At 62.5% G+C, this 21614-nt stretch carries 20 protein-coding genes; 9 read left to right on the top strand and 11 right to left on the bottom strand.

Annotated features, from left to right (window positions below; translation table 11 throughout):
• Positions 1-60: 60 nt before the first annotated feature.
• On the top strand, positions 61-1146 hold the full coding sequence (cax, locus tag N4J17_RS15280; protein ID WP_198324227.1) for a calcium/proton exchanger: 1086 nt from the start codon (positions 61-63) through the stop codon (positions 1144-1146).
• A 5-nt stretch (positions 1147-1151) separates the two neighbouring features.
• Here cax and N4J17_RS15275 read toward each other — a convergent pair whose 3' ends face one another.
• Entirely contained in the window at positions 1152-2324 is a 1173-nt protein-coding gene (locus N4J17_RS15275) for a cytochrome-c peroxidase (RefSeq protein ID WP_198324228.1), read from the bottom strand.
• A 241-nt stretch (positions 2325-2565) separates the two neighbouring features.
• Here N4J17_RS15275 and N4J17_RS15270 point away from each other — a divergent pair, with 241 nt between their 5' ends.
• The 4 genes from N4J17_RS15270 (at position 2566) to N4J17_RS15255 (ending at position 6025) form a co-directional block, all read left to right on the top strand.
• Complete coding sequence (locus N4J17_RS15270; RefSeq protein WP_198324229.1) at positions 2566-4083, top strand: hypothetical protein; 1518 nt, start codon at positions 2566-2568, stop codon at positions 4081-4083.
• A gap of 24 nt (positions 4084-4107) precedes the next feature.
• On the top strand, positions 4108-4806 hold the full coding sequence (locus N4J17_RS15265; RefSeq protein ID WP_198324230.1) for a hypothetical protein: 699 nt from the start codon (positions 4108-4110) through the stop codon (positions 4804-4806).
• Positions 4807-4889: 83 nt separating this feature from the next.
• The gene (locus N4J17_RS15260; RefSeq protein WP_232470749.1) at positions 4890-5480 is read left to right on the top strand and encodes an FMN-binding protein; all 591 of its coding nucleotides are present in this window, start codon (positions 4890-4892) and stop codon (positions 5478-5480) included.
• Positions 5477-6025, top strand: coding sequence for a hypothetical protein (locus N4J17_RS15255; protein ID WP_232470750.1), 549 nt, complete (start codon positions 5477-5479; stop codon positions 6023-6025). Before N4J17_RS15260 ends, N4J17_RS15255 begins: the two co-directional genes overlap by 4 nt.
• Positions 6026-6388: 363 nt before the next feature.
• Here the strand turns inward: N4J17_RS15255 and N4J17_RS15250 are convergent, their stop codons facing one another.
• The gene (locus N4J17_RS15250) at positions 6389-7744 is read right to left on the bottom strand and encodes an IS1182 family transposase (protein WP_338457611.1); all 1356 of its coding nucleotides are present in this window, start codon (positions 7742-7744) and stop codon (positions 6389-6391) included.
• A 194-nt stretch (positions 7745-7938) separates the two neighbouring features.
• On the opposite strand from N4J17_RS15250, the gene N4J17_RS15245 reads away from it, so the two are divergent.
• The gene (locus N4J17_RS15245; protein ID WP_198323965.1) at positions 7939-9294 is read left to right on the top strand and encodes a dicarboxylate/amino acid:cation symporter; all 1356 of its coding nucleotides are present in this window, start codon (positions 7939-7941) and stop codon (positions 9292-9294) included.
• On the opposite strand, the gene N4J17_RS15240 is transcribed toward N4J17_RS15245, so the two are convergent.
• The 3 genes from N4J17_RS15240 to N4J17_RS15230 are packed head-to-tail and all read right to left on the bottom strand — an operon-like array spanning position 9190 to position 12114.
• Positions 9190-10875, bottom strand: coding sequence for an ABC1 kinase family protein (locus N4J17_RS15240; protein ID WP_198323966.1), 1686 nt, complete (start codon positions 10873-10875; stop codon positions 9190-9192). The genes N4J17_RS15245 and N4J17_RS15240 overlap by 105 nt on opposite strands.
• Before the next feature lie 37 nt (positions 10876-10912).
• Entirely contained in the window at positions 10913-11758 is an 846-nt protein-coding gene (locus N4J17_RS15235; protein WP_198323967.1) for a RibD family protein, read from the bottom strand.
• The gene (locus tag N4J17_RS15230) at positions 11755-12114 is read right to left on the bottom strand and encodes a cupin (protein WP_198323968.1); all 360 of its coding nucleotides are present in this window, start codon (positions 12112-12114) and stop codon (positions 11755-11757) included. The genes N4J17_RS15235 and N4J17_RS15230 overlap by 4 nt, the downstream gene beginning before the upstream one ends.
• An 85-nt stretch (positions 12115-12199) precedes the next feature.
• On the opposite strand from N4J17_RS15230, the gene recQ reads away from it, so the two are divergent.
• The gene (recQ, locus tag N4J17_RS15225) at positions 12200-14389 is read left to right on the top strand and encodes a DNA helicase RecQ (protein ID WP_198323969.1); all 2190 of its coding nucleotides are present in this window, start codon (positions 12200-12202) and stop codon (positions 14387-14389) included.
• Positions 14377-14739, top strand: coding sequence for a (2Fe-2S) ferredoxin domain-containing protein (locus N4J17_RS15220; protein WP_198323970.1), 363 nt, complete (start codon positions 14377-14379; stop codon positions 14737-14739). Before recQ ends, N4J17_RS15220 begins: the two co-directional genes overlap by 13 nt.
• Here the strand turns inward: N4J17_RS15220 and N4J17_RS15215 are convergent, their stop codons facing one another.
• From N4J17_RS15215 to mfd, 6 genes are all read right to left on the bottom strand, one after another.
• Complete coding sequence (locus tag N4J17_RS15215; RefSeq protein ID WP_198323971.1) at positions 14740-15042, bottom strand: DUF3175 domain-containing protein; 303 nt, start codon at positions 15040-15042, stop codon at positions 14740-14742. It lies immediately after the preceding gene.
• Between the two features lie 55 nt (positions 15043-15097).
• On the bottom strand, positions 15098-15754 hold the full coding sequence (locus tag N4J17_RS15210) for a riboflavin synthase subunit alpha (RefSeq protein WP_198323972.1): 657 nt from the start codon (positions 15752-15754) through the stop codon (positions 15098-15100).
• A gap of 40 nt (positions 15755-15794) precedes the next feature.
• The gene (locus N4J17_RS15205) at positions 15795-15932 is read right to left on the bottom strand and encodes a hypothetical protein (RefSeq protein WP_198323973.1); all 138 of its coding nucleotides are present in this window, start codon (positions 15930-15932) and stop codon (positions 15795-15797) included.
• Positions 15933-15991: 59 nt separating this feature from the next.
• On the bottom strand, positions 15992-16801 hold the full coding sequence (locus N4J17_RS15200) for a TolC family protein (RefSeq protein ID WP_198323974.1): 810 nt from the start codon (positions 16799-16801) through the stop codon (positions 15992-15994).
• 261 nt (positions 16802-17062) lie between these two features.
• Complete coding sequence (locus tag N4J17_RS15195) at positions 17063-17410, bottom strand: hypothetical protein (protein WP_338457610.1); 348 nt, start codon at positions 17408-17410, stop codon at positions 17063-17065.
• A 16-nt stretch (positions 17411-17426) separates the two neighbouring features.
• Positions 17427-20900 (bottom strand): transcription-repair coupling factor, encoded by a 3474-nt coding sequence (gene mfd, locus N4J17_RS15190; protein WP_232470699.1) that lies wholly within the window; start codon positions 20898-20900, stop codon positions 17427-17429.
• A 366-nt stretch (positions 20901-21266) separates the two neighbouring features.
• Between mfd and N4J17_RS15185 the strand changes: the two genes are divergently transcribed.
• A complete protein-coding gene (locus N4J17_RS15185; protein WP_198323976.1) occupies positions 21267-21605 on the top strand; it encodes an H-NS family nucleoid-associated regulatory protein in 339 nt (112 codons plus the stop codon).
• The last annotated feature ends 9 nt before the right edge of the window (positions 21606-21614 follow it).

The raw sequence follows: 21614 nt of genomic DNA, 5'->3' as shown, positions 1-21614 counted from the left end.
AGGTGTGGTGACTTTTTATAAAAGATCATTTTTATTTGCCATGAGCCTTGGGAGCCTAGCGTGAGACTGAACTGGTTACTGTTATTTATCCCAATCGCATTGGGTCTAGACTGGACCGATGCCCATCCCACGCTGGTGTTCTTGGCATCGGCCCTGGCGATCGTACCGCTCGCGGCGCTGATGGGTGATGCCACCGAATCGCTCGCGCGCTACCTCGGGCCCACTTATGGTGGCCTGCTCAGCGCGACCCTCGGCAACGCCCCCGAAATCATCGTGGGGCTGTTTGCGCTCCACCGAGGACTGGTGGACGTGGTGAAAGCCTCGTTGACCGGTTCCATCATTGGAAATCTGTTGCTCGGTCTGGGCTTGTCGCTGTTTGCCGGCGGTATGAAATGCGGGGAGCAGCAATTCGATTCCAAGACGGCGCGGCGCAACGCGGCGTCACTGATGCTGGCGGCGATTGCCCTGATCATTCCGGCCGTGTTTCATTTCAGTGCGAGTTCCGAAGAGGAAATCAGCGTCCATATCGCCGTCGTGTTGTTTTTCGTGTACTGCGGGAGCATCGTGCTGACCCTCAGAAGACAGAAGGCGGTGTTCGGCGTCGCGGCGGCCGCCGATGAACTCGAAGAGAAAGGCAAGGCCGGGCCGGAGCCATTGGGCGGAGAAGTCGGATGGAGCAGGAACCGCTCGCTAGGCGTGCTGGCCGTGGTGACCGTCGTTCTGAGTGTCATGAGCGAAATCATGACGGACGCGATCCAGCCAGCGGCTGATGCAATGGGGCTGACCCCACTGTTTGCCGGCGTCTTTCTGCTGGCGATGGTGGGTAACGCGGCCGAAACCTTCAACTCGATCCGGTTCGCCCGCTCCAATCAGGTGGAGCTGGCCCTGGGCGTCACGGTAGGCGCCAGTACTCAGGTGGCCTTGCTGGTGGCTCCCATCCTGGTATTTTTCAGCATGCTCATCGGGCAGGACATGAATCTTCTGTTTTCCCAATTCGAGGTCATCGCCGTCATACTGGCCGTAGTGATCACGCGCGACCTGGTGCGCGACGGCCAGTCGAGCTGGTTCGATGGTTTCCTGCTGATCGGCGTTTACTGCATCCTCGCCATCGGATTCTTCTACATCCCCGTCACACCGGCTTCCTGAGTCGCTTACTCCGGTCGGTAGCCGTCGGTCAGGGTTTTGAGGAACGCGACCAGATCGTCGACCTCTCGGTCGCTCAGGCGCAGATTGCCGAGTTCATCGCCATTGACGTTCTGTTTGACCTCGGGTGCGGGCCAACAGCCCAGGCGTTGCGCCTCGGCTTCGCTTACGAGTTCGTTCCAGCAGGTGGGGCGGACATCGCGGGTGTTGTAGAAGTCCACCACGGACCGCAGGGTGCTGAAATAGCCGTTGTGCATGTAGGGCGCGGTCAGCGCGATGTTGCGCAACGTAGGCACCTTCATCTTGCCGTTTTCCCAAAACTTGCCCACCTGCTTGCCCAGCCCTAAGTCGATGAAAGCCGGGCCGTCGGGGTTCAGCGTTGGCGGCTGGGCATAGAAGGGGTTGTTCGGATTCTTGGGCACGCCGAGGTTGTCGTAGGTGTGATCCGTGAATAAGGGCGGGGCGCCGGTCGCGCTCGGCCGGCTGGGGTGACAGGCGGCGCAATTGCCTTTTTCCTCGGATTCGAAAATCACCAGCCCACGCATTTCCTGCGGCGTGAGCTTCACTTTCCCTTTCAGATAGTAGTCGTATTTGGAATCGAACCTTGCGAACACCGGCGACCGTTCGAAGGCGGCGATCGCGGCGGCGATCCGGTCGTAAGCCTTGTGGGTATCGTCGAGCGAGCCGGGGCCGAACACTTGGTCGAACATCCAGGCGTATTCTGCTTCCCGGACTTTGTTCACCACCGTCCGTTGGTCGGGGTTGGCCATTTCCAAGGGATTGAGGAACGGTCCTTTGGCCTGTTCCTTGAGTGTCGGAGCGCGTCCGTCCAGGAACTGCCCGCCAACGAACATGCGCAGATTGGGATCGAAGTGGAATGGCGGGGCATAGGCGGCATAGGCCGCAGTCGGCGCATTGCGGTTGCCTTTGAGCGTTTTCAGCGCGCCGTTGGAAGTCGGCTGGCTCTTGTTCGGATCGGAAAAAGCCGTGGCCGGATCGTGACAACTGCTGCATGCCTGACCCGGCGGCGTGGACAGGTTGGTGTCAAAGAACAGTTTCTGGCCAAGGCGGGCTTTGTTGGACAGGTGTTTTCCGCCCGGCAGGGTGAGCTCTTCCGGAACAGCCGAAAGGGAGGCCATCAGTCCGAAAATGCCCGCCGCGAGGGTGAAACGGTATTTCATGCGTGGTCCTCCTGCTTGAGCGAATGTTGAGAACAATTCTCGTTATGTTTTGTTGCAGGGTCAAGCTTCGCCTCTGACCGCTGGCCGATTTCGCACGATCCATCCCGTCATCACCGGAAACGGAATGCTTCCATTCAATGGGCGCTTGCATCATTTCCATACGAATGCTAATGTTCATACAAACGCGAATCAATTCGATTTGCAAGTGTGTTATCTTTTTTCATAAATGGGAGAGTCAGCAATGAGTGAACCAGCAGCCAAGTCGAGCCCGCTACGGGCGGCGTTGTCCACCGCCCTTCTTTCCTGCGGTATCGCGGGAGAAGCGATTGCCGCCCAGAAGCTGCCCTCGGTCGAGGATCTGTGGAAAGTGATTCAGCAGCAACAGCAGGAAATCGAAGCGCTGAAGACCAAACTCGGCCAGACCGAGACCGTACAGAAGGAGGTCAAGCAGGAAGTGCAGGATCTCAAGACGGCCAACAAGGGGGAAGTGGCGTCCCAGCCGGGAAAACCGGCTGATGAGGCCGGCAAGAAAAAAGCCAAGTCCGAATCGGACCGCAAGACCGATATCCTTGCGGCCGAGGTCGAAAAGCTCAAGACCTCGCTGATCATTCCGGAAAAGCGCGAATACAAGAGCATGTATGGCATGGCGCCGGCGGCCTCTCAGGTGTACATGAATAAGCGGGGCTTATCGATCGGCGGCTACGGCGAATTCTTCTACACCAATTTTCAAAACGACGGGGTGGAAAAATCGCTGCAGCGGAAAAACACGGCCGACATGGCCAGACTCGTTCTCTACGCGGGCTACAAGTTCAACGACTGGATCGTGCTGAACAACGAAATCGAGTTCGAGCACGGTTCGACCGGCGAGGGGAGCGAAGAGAAGGGCGAGGTTTCCGTCGAGTTTTCGTACCTCGACTTTCTGTTCGACCCCCGGGCCAACGTGCGTACCGGTCTGATGCTGGTGCCCATGGGCTTCATCAACGAAATCCATGAACCGCTATTTTTTCATGGCAATCGGCGTCCCGAAGTCGAGCAGTTGATCATCCCGACGACCTGGCGGGAAATGGGGGTTGGCGTACATGGCGAGATCGTGCCCGGTCTGGTCTACCGCGCCTACGGCATCAACGGCCTCAATGCGGAAGGTTACGATTCGTTCGGCATCCGAGAGGGTCGCCAGGGTGGTAGCCGGGCTCTGGCGGAGAATCTGGCGTTTACTGGTCGGGTTGACTACATGCCGCCCGAATTGCCGGGGCTGATGGTCGGCGCCTCGACATTCCTGGGGGATGCAGGGCAGGGCAATGTTTTCATGACCGCCGCGGGTCCGCAGAAGCCCAGCGTGTTCACTCAGCTCTACGAAGGCCATCTCCAATGGCATTACCGCGGCTTCGAATTCCGGGCCTTGGGTGCCTGGGGCGGGGTCGGGGACGCGGCCATACTCAGCGAAGCCAAAGGCGAGACGGTGGGCAGTTCCAATTACGGCTGGTACGTGGAAGGCGCCTACGATGTGCTGCCCTGGTTGTGGAAGGGGACTACGCAGTACCTCGCGCCGTTCGTGCGTTACCAACGTTACAATACCTTGGCGACCGTGCCGGACGGCTTCACCGATTACGACGGACTTTATGATCGGCGTATCTACCAGGCCGGTCTCACCTACAAGCCCATCACCAACATCGTCATCAAAGCCGATTACCAGAACATCAGTTCCGGGGCAGGGCAACTCCCGGGCCAGTTCAACCTCGGTGTCGGGTTCATTTACTGATCACTCCAGCCCAAAGGACAATCCATGCGATATCGCGGACTTTTATTGGTATTGGTGGCGATGGCGGGTGTCGCCTGTGCGCCGGCGCCGGTCGTCGACAAGTCGAATTTCTCGGACGTTTCGGGGCTCGAGCCGCCCTTGGGACAACAAGCGCAGGCGCCGGCCGGTGGCCGCATGTTCGCCGTCTTCAATTACTGGCACCGCAAGGGGGCCGTATTCATTGACTCGAGCCGGCAAGTGGTCGGCGAAGGTGCGGTCTTCGTCGATGCCGGCGACGCGGTGTTTCCGGCAACACTGCAGAACGATCCGGTCTATTGTTCGGACAAGCTGATGTACATCGATCCTTTGATCGGCGCCTACAAAACGGTCTGTTTCTCGGACGAAACGGGCGATGGCCTGTTCGACCATGTTCTGGTGGCGCCGGAATCGTCCTGGATCAAACAGCCGTTGTCGCCGCGGCTGCTTTACAAGACCCAGGACATCGTCGTGCCGCACGGCGGTGCCTTCCGCTACGAGCTGATCTATCAGGGATTCGCCAACAATACCCTCAGCCTCCGGTTCCTGGAGTACAAGGGAAGAGATTTCGACCGGCCCATGGTCACGCTAGACATGAGCTATGCGGTCGACACCTTTCCTACGACCATCACCTTCCGCAATCTAAAGGCGGAGGTGTTGGCGGCGGACAACCACAAGATCGTTTACCGCATTCTCAGCGGGTTTTGAGGTTTTCGTGACTTCGGGTGGTCCGGAAGATGCGGTCTTTGGTGTAGGATGGGCCTGTAAATGACATTGAGGAGTATTTTCCTTTGCATAGCCAGTCTTGTGTCTCCTGGGGCGAACAGGGGCAACGGAAGATCGCATTTTTCGCCAGTGTGTTGGCGGGCGTCTGCCTGCTGGGAACCGTTTCCCACAGCCGGGCTACGGTTTATCACAGCCAGGACGAGGCCTTCGAGCTGGCTTTCGGGCCGGGCGTGGCCGTGACGCCCGAACCCGTGTTTCTGAGCGACGAGCAGATCGCTGCGGTGGAACGGGAGGCCCGGGTGAAGCTCGATTCGGGCCTCTTCACCTTTTACACCGCTGAGCGCGACGGCAAGTCCTTGGGGTTTGCGGCCATCGAATCCCACACCGTGCGAACCCAGCCGGAGAGTCTCCTGATCGTGCTTTCCCCCAAGGGCGAGGTGGTCCGGGTGGAGGTGCTGGCGTTCCACGAGCCGCCTGAGTATCAGCCCGCGGCACGGTGGTTCGAGCAGATGAAAGGAAGGACGATCGAACAACTGATTCCGGGCAACGGCATCGACGCCGTGTCCGGGGCCACACTGAGCTCGGTGGCGGCGCTGGCCAGCGTGAGGAAGGTCAAGGCGATTTTCAAGCAGGCGCATCCTGCTGGAGGTGAATGATGCGATTTTTCGTGACCGGCGAACAGAACCGCCAGATGATGCTCAACGCCGTGGTGCTCTTGTTTCTGGGGTACGTCGCCTTGTTCTGGATCAGCAACGGCCTGATGTATTTCCACAAGATGGGGCTGACGGCACAGTCGGTCGTCGAGTATTACCTCGGCTCGCCGGAAAAATTCACCCAGCCGCGGAGCTATCAGAGTCTTCTGGAGGTCACGCATTTCCACCTGTTTTCGATGGGAATGCTGGTGCTCACGCTCGCTCACTTGGTGCTGTTCACGTCCCTGCCGACCGGCCTGAAGGTCTGGCTGACGGGATTGACTTTTTTCGGTGCGGTGGCGGATGAAGCGGCGGGTTGGCTGGTCCGGTTTGTGCATCCGGCCTTTGCATACTTTAAGATTGGCGCTTTCGTGCTCATGGAACTGTGTCTGGCGGTATTGATTCTGACCGTCTCTCTTTCCCTTATCGCCCAAAGGTCGCGCCGGCGGGAAAAACCGATGGACACCCGTGCAGGATCCGGCGCGACTGAAGCGGCAATGACTCCATAAGGCGCATCAGCGCAGTAAGGCATTCGTATCCAGCCCCAACGGGAAGGGGTGGAGGGATATGCTCGGCTACTTGAATCCCACCGGGTTTTGGGGAAGGCCGATTGATTTAAGTCAGACCGTCGAGGTGGTCTGTTCGGCCAGTTGCCGGTAATTGTTTGCCCCAGTCTCTGCTAGCGGTTTTTGCCGATGGGCTCCGCAAGCAGGGGGGCCTGAACCACGACACGCTTTCCAGGGACCCTCGCTAGCAACCTGTCGGACTGAAGGTTGAGAATTGCATGTTAAGGCGAAGCGGTGGGTTGGATTTTCAAGATGATCGAGCCGATGAAATGGCTGAAATGGCGGTCGAGTGATCCCGCCCCTGCTTTAGGCGGGCATCAGGGCGAACATCCGCCGCACATTCCAGGCCAACGTCACCAGATGCCACTCGCCTTTGACCTTTTGCAGCCCGCGCAGCGAGAATTGCCGGAATCCCATCACCGATTTGATGATGCCGAACACCGGCTCCACGATCTGCTTGCGCAGCGCGTACAAGCGTTTGCCCTCTGGGGTTGCCAGTCGATGCGCCATCGTCTGCATCGGCGTGGGATTCCCGGGCGCGGGCCCGGCTTCCGCGAAGCGCTTCTTCCAACCCGGATGATGCTGCTCACGCCCCAGCGCAATCAGCGGCGCGATCCCGGCCGCTGCGCAACCATTCACATTGGCCTCGGAGAAATAGCCGTTGTCGGCCAGCAGGCTTTCCGGCTTGCCCAGTCCTTCCGGCAACGCGCCCAACTTCTTCAGCATCGGCGCGACCTGCCGCTTGTCGTTGCTGTCCTGCACCACGTCTTGCGCGACCACCAAGAGGCTGTCGGTCGCCACGACCGCTTGCGCGTTATAGCACTGCTCGAAACCGCCGCCGGGCACTTTCATGATGCGCGATGCTTCATCCGTCAGATTCACTTGATCGGTAGGGCCGGGGTCGGCCGCAGGCGGCGCGGGCGGTTTGCCGCCAGGTTTCTTGCCGATCTTGGCGCTTTCCTCGCGCGCGGCCAGCTTCGCCTCATACTCGGCCTGCTCGCGCGCGCAACGCGCTTTCGCACGCGCTTCGATCTTGGCCTTGGCCGCGCCGATCTTCGCCAGACGGTCTTCGCGTCTTGCCAACTCTTCCGGGATCGACAGGCCATCGGGCACGTCCGAGCGGTCTTCGGCTTCCGCCAGCGCCAGCAGTTCGGCCACTTCCTGCCGCAGCTTCGCTTCGAGCTTGTTGGCGTGTTCGTAGGACAGCGCGGCATGGCGCGAGGCGTTGGCGTGAATCTTGGTGCCATCGAGCGCCACCGTGCCAAGTTTCAACAGGCCCATCTCGCGCGCCAGCATCAGCACTTCGACGAAGAGGCGCTCGATGTCCTCGAGAAAGCGGCGGCGGAAGGTGGCCAGCGTGTCGTGATCGGGGTGACTGTTGGCGGCAATGAAGCGGAAGGCCACCGAGTCATAGGTGGCACGCTCGATCTTGCGGCTGGAGAACACGCCGGTGGCGTAGCCGTACACCAGAAGCCCGAGCAGCATGGCCGGGTGATAGGACGCCGAGCCCGAGCCGCGGTAGGCGCGGGTCATGGAAGACAGGTCGAGTTTGTCGATGACTTCCACCACGAAGCGCGCCAGGTGGCGTTCGGGCAGCCATTCGTCCACCGCGGGCGGCAGCAAATATCCTGTGCTACGGTCTATCGCGCGGAAGTTGCTCATGGCAGGCTCGCTGTCGGGGAAGGAACGTCGTGATTATCGCATTTCAGAATGCCGGGCGGTTAAGTCCGACAGGCTGCTAGTGAGTCATGCCCATACTCGATTCAATTGTCACGTATTACGCCAACTGTCATGGGTGGCGGCTTAAGGCATCACTCCGCTCGGGTATGCTTGAATCTTTTGGCTGGAGACGGCGGATGGCCGGGCGGCGGATCTTCAAGGAACTCTACGTCCAGGTGATCCTGGCAGTGATCGTAGGGATGGTGCTGGGTGCGGCTTGGCCAGAGCTTGGGGTGAAGCTGAAGCCTTTGGGGGACGGCTTCGTCAAGCTCATCAAAATGATGATCGCGCCGATCGTGTTTCTGACCGTCACGCTGGGCATCGGTAAGGTCGGTGATCTGCGCAAGATCGGTAGCGTCGGTCTAAAGGCCTTGATCTATTTTGAGGTACTGACCACCGTGGCGCTAGTGATCGGTCTGGTCGTGGTCAATCTCCTGCAGCCGGGGGCTGGCATCCACGCCGATCCCAAGACCCTGGACGCAGCGGCACTGAGCCCGTACACCAGCGAGGCCAAGGCCCTGAACGGCGTGGATTTCGTGTTGAATATCATTCCCGCCAGCGCGGTCGACGCCTTCGCCAAGGGCGATATCCTGCAAGTGCTGCTGGTCTCTGTGCTGTTCGGCGTCGCCATGAGCCGGCAGGGGGAGCGCGGCAAGCCGGTGCTGGATTTTCTGGAACGGGTGTCGGACGCCTTGTTCGCGACCATCGGCCTCATCATGCGGGCGGCGCCGGTCGGCGCATTCGGGGCGATGGCCTTCACCATCGGCAAGTACGGGCCGGACACTCTGCTGTCGCTGAGCAAGCTGATGGCCGGGGTCTATCTGACCTGTTTGTCTTTCGTGATCCTGGTGCTGGGGGCCGTAGCGCGGTTCTCGGGCTTCAGCCTGTGGCGGCTGCTGGGGCTCATCAAGGATGAACTGTGGCTGGTGCTGGGTACCTCGTCGTCGGAAGCGGCCTTACCTCGACTCATGGAAAAGCTGGAAGGCGCAGGCTGCCCGCGTCGGATCGTCGGGCTGGTGGTGCCGACCGGCTATTCCTTCAACCTGGACGGGACGGCGATCTATCTGACGATGGCGGCGGTGTTCGTGGCTCAGGCGACGGATACACCGCTGACTCCCGGGCACCAACTCACCCTGCTGGCGGTGTTGCTGCTGACCTCCAAAGGCGCGGCGGCCGTGACGGGGGCCGGTTTCATCACCCTCGCGGCCACGCTGTCCTCGCTGGACGTGGTACCGGTAGCGGGGCTGGCGCTGCTGCTCGGGGTAGACCGGTTCATGTCGGAGGCACGGGCGATCACCAATCTGGTTGGCAACGCGGTCGCCACGCTGGCCGTCACCCGCTGGGAAGGGGCAGCCGAAGATACCGGGAGCAGTGTCTGGACGCCGCGATCAGTGCTTGCCCCGGGTGCCGCGCCAGATGGCGACCAGCAGCCAGGTCGCCATGGCGCTGGCACCGACGTAGCCCAGCAGCCCGAACGCCGGCAGTCCCCATAGCGTCGGGCCGCCCTGCACCGTCATCACGATGGCCGAGGCGATGATCAGCGCCGAGGCCACCAGCCCTAAGCTGAGCCAGCCCAACGCCCGCTCCACTTGCCAGCCCAGATGGTCGAGCCGGGCCAGGTCGATGTTGAGCTTGAGTGCGCCTTTCTGCACCGCGCGGGATACCCTCCGCAGTTCAGTGGGGAGACTCGTGACCATGTCCAGGGCATGCAGGGCATTGCGCCAGGCGTTGCGGCCAATCTTCTCGGGATCGTAACGCTCTTTCAGGCTTTTTTCGATGAAGGGCGCGGCCTGGGTGAAGATGTCGAAATCCGGATCGTTCTGTCTGCCGATGCCGTCCAGGGTGATGAGCGCCCGGAACAGCAGCGTCAGATCCGGCGGCAGCGCCAGCCGGTGCTGCCGCATGAGCTGAGTCAGGTCGGTCAGCATCTGGGTCAGGCTGAGCTGGCGCAAGGTGGCGCCGTGATAGTCGTCGATCAGATTGTCCATGTCGGCGACCAGGAGATCCGGATCGACGTTGACCGTGGCCGTCCAGTCCAGCAGAACATCTGCCGCCATCTGCGCATCCCGTCCCACGATCGCCGACAGCAGATCGACCAGTTGGTGGCGGCGCAGCTCCGGTAGACGGCCTACCATGCCGAAATCCAGGAAGGCGATGCGGTTGTCCGGCAAATAGAGCAGATTACCGTGGTGCGGGTCGGCGTGGAAGAAGCCATCCAGCAGGATCATCTTGAGCATGGCATCAGCTCCGACCCGTGCCAGGGCGCGCGGGTCCAGCCCCGCGGCGCGGACGGCATCCAGGTCGGTGGCATCGATGCCCTCAATGTAGTCCATGACGCAGACCCGCTCCCGTGCGTACTGCCAGTGTACCCGCGGAATGACGATCCGAGGATCGGTGCGGAAGTTGGCCGCCAGCCGGTCGGTGTTGCGGCATTCGTTGATGAAATCCAGCTCGCGGTGAATCGAAAGGCCAAACTGGCGCACGATTTCGCTAGGGCGCAGGTAGTCGAGCTCGGGGAATTCGAATTCGATCAGCTTCGCCAGCTTCGCCATCAGGCGCAGGTCCGCGTCGATGGTCTTGGTGATGCCGGGCCGGCGGATTTTGACCGCCACGACTTCGCTGGTCAGCAGCGTCGCACGATGAACCTGGGCGATCGAGGCCGCGGCGATCGGACGAACGTCGAATGTCGCGAACACCTTGTCGATGGGAGCGCCCAGGTCTCTTTCGAGTTGCCATCTGAGGGATTCGAAGGGGAGGGGAGGCACCCGCCGCTGCAGGTGACTCAGTTCCTCGATCCATTCCGGGGGCAGCAGGTCGACGCGGGTCGAGAGAACCTGCCCGAGCTTGATGAAGCTCGGCCCCATCTCCTCCAGCGCCCGGCGCATGCGGGCGGGCAGCGAGAGTTGTGCCTGCTCCTCGGCGTATTTCCACGACAGGGATTTGCCGGCCTTTTTCAGGATATGGTGAATGCCGAGCCGGTGCACGGCCTCGCCGAATCCGAACCGGATCAGGACCGAGGCAATCTCGTGCAGGCGGACGAAATCGCGGAGCGTGTTGAAGGTTTCGACGAGCATGGGGTCGATGCGATGGTGCTGACCGGCGCAGTGTAGCTCAGGCGGCCACGGTCAGGTTTTCGAATTGGGCGAACCACTGACCGGTGTCGAGCGGCGAAGTCGGGTCGTAGTACAGGGACTGCATCTTCAAATGGCCATGCGGGCCGAGTTCCGGCCCGGGCACCAGGGTGCGGAAGCCTTCACCGCCGAGCAGCTGGTGGGTGATGGTTTGGAACAGCCGGCACAAGCGGCCGTTGCGGACCATGGTGTCGAGCATGTGGGGGCCGGCGATCAGGTAGATGGAGCGATAACCCAGGGCATCGAGCTGGTCGACCAGCGTGTCGCCTTCGGCCATGGCACCGTCGCCGGCGAGCAGGATTTCATAGCCTTCGCGTTCCCAATGGCGGACCCGCTCGGGATCGGCGTAGCGGCCGGTGGCGATCAGGCAGCGCTGGCCGTGTTCGTGGATCGAGGCGGGCATGGGGAAGTTGAGGCTGGCGCTGGCGACGACGATGTCCGGCTGCGGTTTGAGACCCTGGGTCTTCCGCCAGGCCGCCAGGTCGCGCGAGCGTTCGTCCAACCCGATCTGCAGGATGTTGCCCAATCGTTTTTCCTGCAGCGAACGCAGATAGCCGCCGTGGGTGATGAGGCAGTCGGCCTGGGCTTCCAGCTCGAGGAACAGCCGGAAATCGTCCGGCGTGGTCAGTGACTTCGGAAGAAAGGACTGACCGCTGGCGTCCTCCAGGGCGATGCGCCCGTCCAGGCTGGCGAGGAAATTGGCGTAGACGAACGGCTTGCCTGCAGCGCCCAAGCGGTGCAGGTTCAGATTCAGATACAGGCCGTGCAGTGCGACTTCCTCGAACGGCGGGGGGAACAGCCGGTAGACGGATTTGCCGGGACTCATTCGGATTCCAGGGGTTCGGTGCGGACCGGTTCCGGGTAGTGCAGGGCAAGCCACACTGCCTCCGGCCAGGTCGAGGTCCATTCCACCCGGTGCCGGCAATGCGGTGGGATGCACAGCCAGTCGCCGGGGACGAGGCGGCGGGATTCGGGTTCCTGCTCGAATCTCAACAAGGCTTCGCCCTGCAAGAGTGCTACCCATTCAGCCTGTGGCTGGTCGTACCATAAGCCTTCCGGAGTTTTGTGTCCGCGGGAAACGATCCGCTCCAGCCGGAAGCCGCCGGTCTGTTCGAGGGTCTCGAACAGCTCCTCGGGCAGCGCGGCGGGTATGGTGGAGTACAGGTTGTCGGATTTCGGCATACCGGCGCTCTCGGGGAAGTCGGGGCGCCATTATCGCCCTTCGATGCTTTATAGTGGAGATTTTTTGGTTTCCGCCGCCGCTTCCATGTCCGCCGCTGCCTCCAGTCCCCTGAAAACGCTGCAAACCGTCTTCGGCTATGAGCGTTTCCGCGGCCTGCAGGCCGAGATCATTGAACAGGTGCTGAACGGCGGCGATGCACTGGTGTTGATGCCCACCGGCGGCGGCAAGTCGCTGTGCTACCAGATCCCGGCGCTGCTGCGCTCGGGTACCGGCGTAGTGGTCTCGCCCCTGATCGCACTGATGGAAGACCAGGTCGGCGCCTTGCTGCAATTGGGTGTGAAGGCCGCGTTCCTCAATTCCAGCCTGGATTTCCAGACTCAGCGGGAGGTCGAGAGCCGCTTCCTGGCGGGGGGGCTGGACCTGCTGTACGTGGCCCCGGAACGGTTGCTGACCGAGCGTTTCCTGAAGGTGCTCGACCGGGTGCGCATCGCCTTGTTCGCCATCGATGAAGCCCATTGTGTGTCGCAATGGGGGCACGATTTCCGTGCCGATTACTGGCAGTTGTCGCTGCTGCACCGGCGTTTCCCGACGGTGCCACGCATCGCGCTGACCGCGACTGCCGACGAACGTACTCGCGGAGAGATCATCGAGCGGCTGGGACTGACTGAGGCGCGGGTATTCTGCAGCGGCTTCGACCGGCCCAACATCCGCTACGCCATCGGACTCAAATCGAACCCGCGCCAGCAATTGCTGGATTTCATCCGGCGCGAACACGAAGGCGATGCCGGCATCGTCTACTGCCTGTCGCGCAGGAAGGTCGAGGAAACCGCTGCTTGGCTCTGTAGCAAGGGCCTCAAGGCATTGCCTTACCATGCCGGCTTGTCCGCCGAAATCCGCCAGCACAACCAGCGTCGTTTCCTGCTGGAAGAAGGGCTGATCATGGTGGCGACCATCGCCTTCGGCATGGGCATTGATAAGCCTAACGTGCGCTTCGTGGCGCACCTGGACCTGCCGAAAAGCCTGGAGGCGTATTACCAGGAAACCGGCCGCGCCGGCCGTGACGGGCTGCCCGCCAATGCCTGGATGGTGTACGGGTTGCAGGACGTCATCACCCTGCGCAGCATGGTCGAATCCTCCGATGCCGACGAACTGCACAAGCGGGTGGAACGCCACAAGCTCGACGCCATGCTGGGCTTCTGCGAGCTGACCTCCTGCCGCCGCCAGACCTTGCTGCACTATTTTGGCGATGTTCTGGAGCGGCCCTGCGGCAACTGCGACAACTGCCTCAACCCGGTGCAGACCTGGGATGCGACCGAGGCCGCGCGCAAAGCGCTGTCCTGCGTCTACCGCAGCGGCCAGCGCTTCGGCGCCCATTACGTCATCGACTTGCTGCTCGGCAAGACCAGCGAGCGCGTCCGCAGCTTCGGCCACGATCGGCTCAGCACCTTTGGCATCGGCCGGGAGCTGGACGACCAGCAATGGCTCTCGGTGTTCCGCCAACTGGTGACCCGTGGTTTCCTCGTGGTGGATTGGGAAGCGCATGGCGCCCTGCGGCTGAGCCCAGCCAGCCGTCCTTTGCTCAAGGGTGAAGAGATGTTGTTGCTGCGCAGAGACGACGCGCCGAAGAAGGTCGCTTCCTCGGGCCGCGAGGCCCGGCGGGGAGCCATCCGCTTCTCCGACCCCGGTGACGAAAAGCTGTTCCAGGCCCTGCGCGGCTTGCGCCGCCGGCTGGCGGAAGAACAGAATGTCCCGCCTTACATCATCCTGCACGACGCGGTGTTGATGGAAATGGTCCAGAGCCGCCCGGAAACCCACGTCCAGTTGGGGCGGATTCCCGGCATCGGAGAGCGCAAACTGGAGCTGTATGGCGGCGATTTTCTCGAGTTGATCCGCGAGCATTCCGGCCAGCGCGGTGGCGGGACTGTCGTCGAACAGGCTACGGCGGAGGAAAGCCTGGCGCTGTTCCGGCTCGGCCTCAGCGTCGAGCAGATCGCCGCCCGGCGTGAGCTCAAGCCTTCCACTATCTATACCCATCTGGCCCAGGCTGTGGCCAGAGGGGCCCTGAATGCGCTGGAGGTGACCGGGCTGTCGGCCGAGGAGGCGGCGCGGATCGAAAACGTCTGGCGGAATCTGCCCCCGGATCGGCAGGGCGCCGTCAAGCCCCTGTTCGAAGCGCTGGGAGGGCGCTACGGCTATGGGGTCTTGCGTTGTCTGCTGGTCTCCTGGGGCGCATTGGCAAACCGAAGCGAAAAGGAGGATCTATGGAAGCACTGAAAACCATCGTGGCCCAGCTCGGGTTGAACGACATCGAGCGGCATGTCTTTCTGTGCGCCGGCGCCACCAAGCCCAAATGCTGTGGCGGGGCGGAAAGCCTGGCATCCTGGGAATATCTCAAGCGCCGTCTCGAGGAACTCGGCCTGCCCCGGCGCGGCGTGTTCCGCACCAAGGCGGATTGCCTCCGCGTCTGCGTTCAGGGTCCGATCGCCGTGGTCTATCCGGAGGGCGTGTGGTATCGGAGCTGTACCCCGGAAGTGCTTGAGCGGATCATCCAGGAGCACTTGATCGGCGGAACGCCGGTAGCGGACTACGTGATCGCCGCCCGCGGCGGCCTGGCGACGGACTGATCACGGCGGCGGGCGTCGGCGCGGCCTGCCGTAAAGCGCCCGTAGCTCGTCCTTCGCCGCTTCCAGACAGGCCCGCCGGGAATCCGAAAGCTGGCTGCCGGCGCGGTTGATGTAGAAATTCAGCATGGACATCGCCGACTGGAACGGCCCCGCCTTGCGCCGCCCGCTGGATTCGGCGGAGCGCTTGAGCGACAGCGCGATCCGACGCGGATCGTCCCAGGTGAACACGCCCGGCTCCAGGTCCAGGGCGTTGCTGGTCTCGGTGACGCGCTGGGACCAGCGTTTGCGGTCATCCGGTGCCATGGGTGTCCCCTCGCTGTTTAATGGATTCCCGGTTCGGGAAAACAGTCCAGGCCGGTCAAGGCGATCCGTTGCTCGGCCGGAGGATCCCCCGGCCCGCTAGGGCAGCCTCGATCGTTCGTGTCACCACATCCACCAGCACCTGGGTCTGGTGTTCCACCTCTATGTTCACCCGGTCACCGGCTCGGTAGCGGCGGAAGCAGGTGTTGCGGATAGTCTCCGGAATGAGGTTGATCCGGAACCGGCCGCGCGCGGGATCGGCTTCCGCCACCGTGAGGCTGGCACCGTCCACTGCCAGGAAGCCGCGCAGAAAGATGTAGCGGCTCCACTGTGGCTCCACCTCGAATTCGAGGTGATGGTTCCCAGCGCCTTCCAGTTTGATCGAAGTGACCACGCCGGTGGTGGAGACATGGCCCGAGACGTGATGCCCGCCGACCTCGTCGCCCAGCCGGGCGGAGCGCTCCAGGTTAACCTCGTCGCCAATCCGGCGGTCACCGAGATTGGTCAGCGCGAGGGTGCCGGCGATGGCGTCGAAGTCGATCTCATTGCCGGCGATCCGCACCACGGTGAGACAGACGCCGTCGACCGCCACGCTGGCGCCGGTTTCCAGGCCGCCGAGCAGGTCGTCCGGAAATCGGATGCGAAAACGGGTGCCGGTGTCTTGCAGATCGGCGGCGACGATCCGGCCGCGGCCTCGGACGATTCCCGTAAACATGGGTTGGCTCCTATCGGTTCAAGGTGAGGATTCAAAAGGCCTAGCGGCCCAGCGCCCGCTGCACCGCGGCGTAGGCCTGCATACGCTGGTAGTCGGCGGTGATGACTGCGGCCTCCGCGTCGCTCGCGGCGAGTTGGAGCCGCGGGAGTTCGGCGCAATTGATGCGGCCCAGTTCCATCGCTTCGGCTCGGCGGGCAGCGTCCTGCCGGCGCGACGTCAACTGGCCGGCGTGGAATTCTAAGGCAGTCCGCGCCGTTTGCCATTCGACCAGCGCTGATTCGACTTCGGCCAGGGCGAGGTAGACGCGTGGCGGTAGGCCGCAAAGCGTTCGTCGCGGGCGTCCGCGGCGGCGTCGACCCGCGCTTGGATGCGGCCGCCGTCGTAGAGGGGGACGCGCCCGGCGGCCCCGACGATCCAGGCCACAGCGTCGCTGGCCAGCCAGCCGCTGAAGCCCGAGGCAAGGATGCCGGCCATGCCGGTCAGGGTGAGGCGCGGATAGCGTTCCAACTCGGCACGCTCGATGTCGGTGGTGGCGACCGGCAGGTGTTGCCAGGCGGCCTGCACGTCAGGGCGGCGGCCGACGGCGCTAGCCGGCAGGTCCGGTTCGATTGCGAGGGTGGTGGCTTCGACGGTTCGGCCCGGCAGAGCGAGGGTAATGGCCAGCCGGGATACCAGCAGGGCCAGCCTGGCGCGGGCCAGTGCCTTTTCGCGTTCTGCTCGGTTGCGCGCGATGCGGATGTCCCTGACGTCGCGTTCGGCTTCGTTCACCCTTTGTCGGTCAGACAGACCGGCGGCCAGCCGGCGCCGCTCCAGTTCCGCCAGCGTTTCGGCCAGATCGGCGCGGCGTGCGTCGCTTTCCGAGAGGGCTTCGGCATGGCGCAGCTCGAGGTAGGCCTTGACGACGTCATGCGCTACCGACTGGCGTACCTGCTGCCGTTCAAACTCGGCCGCCGCCGCGGTGCCCGCGGCCGACCGCGCGCCCTTGGTGAGCCGGCCCAGAAGATCCACTTCGTAGCCGAAGCCGGCGTAAGGCCAGGTGTCGTCCACGGGGGCGAAATGTTGCCCGCCCGGGTTTGCACGACTCGCGCGGCGGCCTGACCGACGTCGGCGTTCGCTCTCAGGGCCTGATCCACCAGCCGGTCGAGCTGCGGATCGGCGAAGGTTTTCCACCATGAAGGAGCACAAGGAAGTCGAGCGAAGCGAGCGAGTGCGACGCCCCCGCGAAGCCGTAGGGCCGGGTGTTTTGTCGGAGTCCGCGGCTTCCTCGCGGGTGGAGACAAAGCATAAGGGAACCGACACGGCGTCGAGTCAGTGTGGGAGCCTTGGCGGAGTGCGTCGCTTAAGAGACGGACGGAGCCGAGGCGGACGCAGGTCGCCGACCGCCACAGTCAGAGGCTCGACGCAGTGGACGGACCGGTGCCTCCAGGCATTGACCGCGCTGCCCGGCGGCAGCGGCCGGCCCAGATCGACGCTCTGGGTCTTGGGGTAGCCGATCCAGAGGTCCGCGTCGGACTGGTCGATCGCCACCGAGACCGTGCCGAACAGTCCCAGCGCCAGCTGCACCAGCGCCAGCAGCCCGGCGAAGGTGATGGCGAACACCGCGGAGGCATAGCGGCGCCAGTCGTAGACCAGTGAGGAGCGGGCCAGGGAGACCATCAAGGCTACCGTCGTCTCACTTGGCCTTCAGCCGGTCCAGCAGCGCTTCCACGAACCGGACGCGCTCCGCCGGGTTGGGGAGCTTGGCAATGAACCGCAGTTTATCCGGGCCGTCCAGCTTGTAGGTGGTAGCCTCTTTCTGAATCAGCAGGATGATCGCGGCTGGGTCGATGTTGGGCTGGGCTTCGAAAATCAGTCGGCCGCCGGTTGCGCTGGCTTCGATCTTGGCGATACCCAGCTTGGCGGCCTCGTTCTTTAGCGCGCTGACCGCGAACAGGTTCTTGGTCGCCTCCGGCAGCAGGCCGAAGCGATCGATCATCTCGATCTGCAGCTCGCGCAGTTCGTCGTCGCTGCGAGCATTGGCGATGCGTTTGTACAGCACCAGACGGGCGTGCACGTCGGGCAGATATTCCTCCGGGATCAGCGCCGCGCATTGCAGGTCTACCTCGGTACCACCGAGGTGATCGGTTTCCAGTTCTGGCCGTTTGCCGGATTTCAGCGCGTTGACGGCCTTTTCCAGCAGTTCGGTATATAAGGTAAAGCCGATTTCCTGGATCTGGCCGCTCTGTTCCTCGCCGAGCAGCTCGCCGGCACCGCGGATCTCTAGATCTTGCGAGGACAGCAGGAAGCCGGCGCCGAGTTCGCCCGCCGCCTCGATGGCTTCCAGCCGCTTGACGGCATCGGCGGTCATGGACTTCTTTGGCGGCACCAGCAGATAGGCATAGGCGCGGTGATGCGAGCGTCCGACCCGTCCCCGGAGCTGGTGGAGCTGGGCGAGGCCGAAGGTGTCCGCGCGGTCGATCAGTATCGTGTTGGCACTGGGCACGTCGATGCCGCTTTCCACGATGGTGGTGCAAAGCAGCACATTGAAGCGCTGGTGGTAAAAGTCGAGCATGATGTTTTCCAATTCGCGTTCCGGCATCTGGCCGTGGGCGATGCGGGTGCGGATACCGGGCACCAGCTTTTCCAGCCGTTCCGCCAGCCTGGGCTGAGTCTCGATCTTGTTGTGCACGAAATAGACCTGGCCGCCGCGCTTGATCTCGCGCGTGATGGCTTCCTGCACCAAGGTGTCGTCCCATTCGGTGACGAAAGTGCGGATGACGTGCCGGTGGGGCGGCGGGGTGGCGATGACGGAAATCTCGCGCAGGCCGCTCAGGGCCATGTCCAGGGTGCGGGGAATGGGGGTGGCGGTCAGCGCCAGGAAGTCCACTTCGCTGCGCAGCTTCTTGAAATGCTCCTTGTGCGCGACTCCGAAGCGGTGCTCCTCGTCGATGATGACCAGACCCAAATCCTTGAAGCGGATGTCCTTCTGCAGCAAGCGGTGGGTGCCTATGACGATGTCCACCTTGCCGTCGCCGATGTCCGCGATGGTCTGGGCCTGGTCCTTCTTGGAGACGAAGCGCGACAGCACCTCGATCCGCATCGGCCAGTCGGCGAAACGGTCACAGAAGTTCTTGTAGTGCTGCTGGGCCAGCAGGGTCGTCGGTACCAGCACCGCGACCTGGCGACCGTTCTGGGCTGCGATGAAGGCGGCCCGCATCGCGACTTCCGTTTTGCCGAAGCCGACGTCGCCGCAAACCACCCGGTCCATCGGACGGGGTGCGGCGAGGTCGCGGATGACGTCCTGGATCGCGGTTTCCTGGTCAGGTGTTTCCTCGAACGGGAACTGAGCGGCGAAGCTCAAGTACTCTTCGGTCAGAGTGGCGAAACTCCGTCCGCTCACCGCGGCCCGCTTGGCATGGATGTCCAGCAGTTCGGCGGCGACATCGCGGACCTGTTCCAGCGCCTTGCGGCGGGCTTTGGCCCATTGTTCGCTGCCCAGGCGGTGCAGCGGCGCGTGTTCCGGGTCCGCGCCGGCGTAGCGGCTGACCATGCCGAGCGCCGAAACGGGCACATAGAGCTTGTCGTCGTTGGCGTAGCGAATCGTCAGGAATTCCGACTCCACGCCGCCGGTCTCGATCCGCTGCAGGCCGAGATAGCGGCCGACGCCGTGTTCGCGATGCACCACCGGCGCGCCGATCTCCAGTTCTTCCAGGCTGCGCAGGAATTGGCCGAAATCCTTGGATGGCATGCGCTGCCGGCGCCTGCGCTGCTGGGCCTTGTCGCCGGTGAGCTGAGCTTCGGTCACGATCGCCAGGGGTGGATCGGAAATGACCAGGCCGTGATCGAGGGCGGCGACCATCAGGCACAGCGGGTCCGGCACTGCAAGGAAGTCGGCCCAGCCCTCCACGACCCGTGGACGGATCCGGTACTTGGCGAGGTTCGCCGCCAGGGTCTCGCGGTGGCCTGCAGATTCCGCCACCAGCAGGATTTTCCCCGCAAACTCCCCAATGAAGCGTTGCAGGGGCTCGTAGGGAGGCTGGGTCTTGGTTTCCGGATGCAGTGGCGGTGGCGGCGCGCAGTCGAATTTCACCGCGGCGGGGGGAGCGGCGTCCGCAGCCGCGATCATGACGCGGTTGAAGGATGCGAGGCTGGAGCTCAGCGCTTCGGGCTCCAGAAACAGGCGGGCCGGCGGCAGCGGCGGCCGGTCCAGGTTGTGGCGGCGCTGGTCGTGACGACTGGCGGTCTCGGCGTAATAGGTGGCGGCGGCCTGTTCGACATCGCCGTGCAATATCAGCGTCGTATCGCCCGGCAGGTAATCGAACAGCGTATCCATCCGTTCCACGAACAGAGGAATGTAGTATTCGATCCCCCCGACGGCGATTCCCTTGCTGACATCTTGATACAGGAGGCTACGGCTCACCGCGTCCGGGAATTCGGCCCGGAAATTCTGCCGGAACCTTTTAATGGCGGCCTCGTCGAACGGAAATTCGCGGGCAGGGAAAAGCTCTATGCCTTCCACTTTTTCGATCGAGCGCTGGCTTTCCGGATCGAAGGTACGGATCGTTTCCACGTCCTCGTCGAAGAGCTCGATGCGATAAGGCGTCTCGCTCCCCATGGGATAAAGGTCGAGTATCGAGCCCCGGATCGCGAATTCGCCATGCTGGTATACTTGCGAGACGCACTGATAGCCTACACTTTCGAGCGTCTGCCTGGTCTGGTCGATATTCACGGTGCTTCCCGCGCGAATGGAAAACGTATTGGCCAGGGTGTGGGTCCGCGGAGCCACCCGATGCATCAGGGTGGATACGGGAGTGATGAGCAGGCCATGCTGGATGCGGGATAACTCGTAAAAAGTCCGCAGCCGCTGCGAAGTGATTTCAGGGAGGGGTGAAAACACATCGTAGGGAAGGATTTCCCAGTCGGGGAATGGGAGGATCCCCGCATTCCTACCGAGAAATGTCTTCACTTCCTGTTCGATGCGTAAAGCGCTCTGGGCGTCGGCGGTGACCACGAGAAACAAGCCGGGTGACTCACCGAACGCCGAAGCGATCGCAAGGGAATCGGCGCAACCGTACAGCCCGCTCCAGCAGAGCGCCTGGCGGCGGGCCGCGGGCAAGGCGGGTTTCAAAGGCGAAGTCAGGGAAGAAGCGGAGGTTTGTGGTTTCATGCTATCGGGATACCGGACGTCCGACGATATGTCGGCGGAAAGGGATGTGTTTTAGCCGAGCGGCTTCATAAAACGCGGGGCTGGCCAGGGACGATTCCGGGGAATGGGGGCGAGCGTTCCGCCGAATTAAATGGGGTGGCACGGCCCGGAAGAATTGTCTGGGGTCTTACGAAGGATGTGGCCCGGTTCCCAGCCGACTGAAATGCGCCAAACGGCATCGGTGCGAAAAAGCGAGCTCCGCTGCCGGCAATTCGCACTTCTCGGTACAGATAGGCGGAAGACATATTGTATTGTGTTCTCGGATTTATGTATTATATTAAAGGTCACAACAATATAGCTTAAGACTTGCTCAGAGAGGTGTTGTCAATGTCACATGATTTTTCTGGTTATACGGCGCAGGAATTACAGTCGCTCATTGATGCAGCGACCAAGGCGCTCAAGGAAAAACTTGAATCGGAGCGGCGCGAATATCTTCGCCAGATGAGTGAACTGGCTTCCAAGGCGGGTGTCCGGTTCCAGATCGTCGAAGATCTTTCCAAGGGAGTGGGTGCGCCGAGTACCCGCCGGGGCGCCAAGGTGCCTGCGAAATACCAGAACCCGCATAATCCTGCGGAAAAATGGAGCGGCCGAGGCGTGAAACCACGTTGGCTGCAGGCTTTGCTCGCGCAGGGCCACGATATCAAGGAATTTGAGATCAGGGCCTGATTCCGGTGG

It is taken from the genome of Methylococcus capsulatus (assembly GCF_036864975.1).
GTDB lineage: Bacteria > Pseudomonadota > Gammaproteobacteria > Methylococcales > Methylococcaceae > Methylococcus.
Note: the sequence above shows the minus strand (reverse complement) of the source record. Positions and strands in the feature narration are given on the sequence as shown.

Bases quoted from the DNA above. Each gene is read 5' to 3' on its own strand.
- mfd (WP_232470699.1), bottom strand. From the start codon at position 20,900: ATGAAACCACAAACCTCCGCTTCTTCCCTGACTTCGCCTTTGAAACCC.
- N4J17_RS15210 (WP_198323972.1), bottom strand. From the start codon at position 15,754: ATGTTTACGGGAATCGTCCGAGGCCGCGGCCGGATCGTCGCCGCCGAT.
- N4J17_RS15270 (WP_198324229.1), top strand. From the start codon at position 2,566: ATGAGTGAACCAGCAGCCAAGTCGAGCCCGCTACGGGCGGCGTTGTCC.
- N4J17_RS15230 (WP_198323968.1), bottom strand. From the start codon at position 12,114: ATGCCGAAATCCGACAACCTGTACTCCACCATACCCGCCGCGCTGCCC.
- N4J17_RS15205 (WP_198323973.1), bottom strand. From the start codon at position 15,932: ATGGAACTGGGCCGCATCAATTGCGCCGAACTCCCGCGGCTCCAACTC.
- N4J17_RS15215 (WP_198323971.1), bottom strand. From the start codon at position 15,042: ATGGCACCGGATGACCGCAAACGCTGGTCCCAGCGCGTCACCGAGACC.
- N4J17_RS15220 (WP_198323970.1), top strand. From the start codon at position 14,377: ATGGAAGCACTGAAAACCATCGTGGCCCAGCTCGGGTTGAACGACATC.
- N4J17_RS15275 (WP_198324228.1), bottom strand. From the start codon at position 2,324: ATGAAATACCGTTTCACCCTCGCGGCGGGCATTTTCGGACTGATGGCC.
- N4J17_RS15185 (WP_198323976.1), top strand. From the start codon at position 21,267: ATGTCACATGATTTTTCTGGTTATACGGCGCAGGAATTACAGTCGCTC.
- N4J17_RS15195 (WP_338457610.1), bottom strand. From the start codon at position 17,410: ATGGTCTCCCTGGCCCGCTCCTCACTGGTCTACGACTGGCGCCGCTAT.
- N4J17_RS15250 (WP_338457611.1), bottom strand. From the start codon at position 7,744: ATGAGCAACTTCCGCGCGATAGACCGTAGCACAGGATATTTGCTGCCG.
- N4J17_RS15265 (WP_198324230.1), top strand. From the start codon at position 4,108: ATGCGATATCGCGGACTTTTATTGGTATTGGTGGCGATGGCGGGTGTC.
- N4J17_RS15245 (WP_198323965.1), top strand. From the start codon at position 7,939: ATGGCCGGGCGGCGGATCTTCAAGGAACTCTACGTCCAGGTGATCCTG.
- N4J17_RS15240 (WP_198323966.1), bottom strand. From the start codon at position 10,875: ATGCTCGTCGAAACCTTCAACACGCTCCGCGATTTCGTCCGCCTGCAC.
- recQ (WP_198323969.1), top strand. From the start codon at position 12,200: ATGTCCGCCGCTGCCTCCAGTCCCCTGAAAACGCTGCAAACCGTCTTC.
- N4J17_RS15235 (WP_198323967.1), bottom strand. From the start codon at position 11,758: ATGAGTCCCGGCAAATCCGTCTACCGGCTGTTCCCCCCGCCGTTCGAG.
- N4J17_RS15255 (WP_232470750.1), top strand. From the start codon at position 5,477: ATGATGCGATTTTTCGTGACCGGCGAACAGAACCGCCAGATGATGCTC.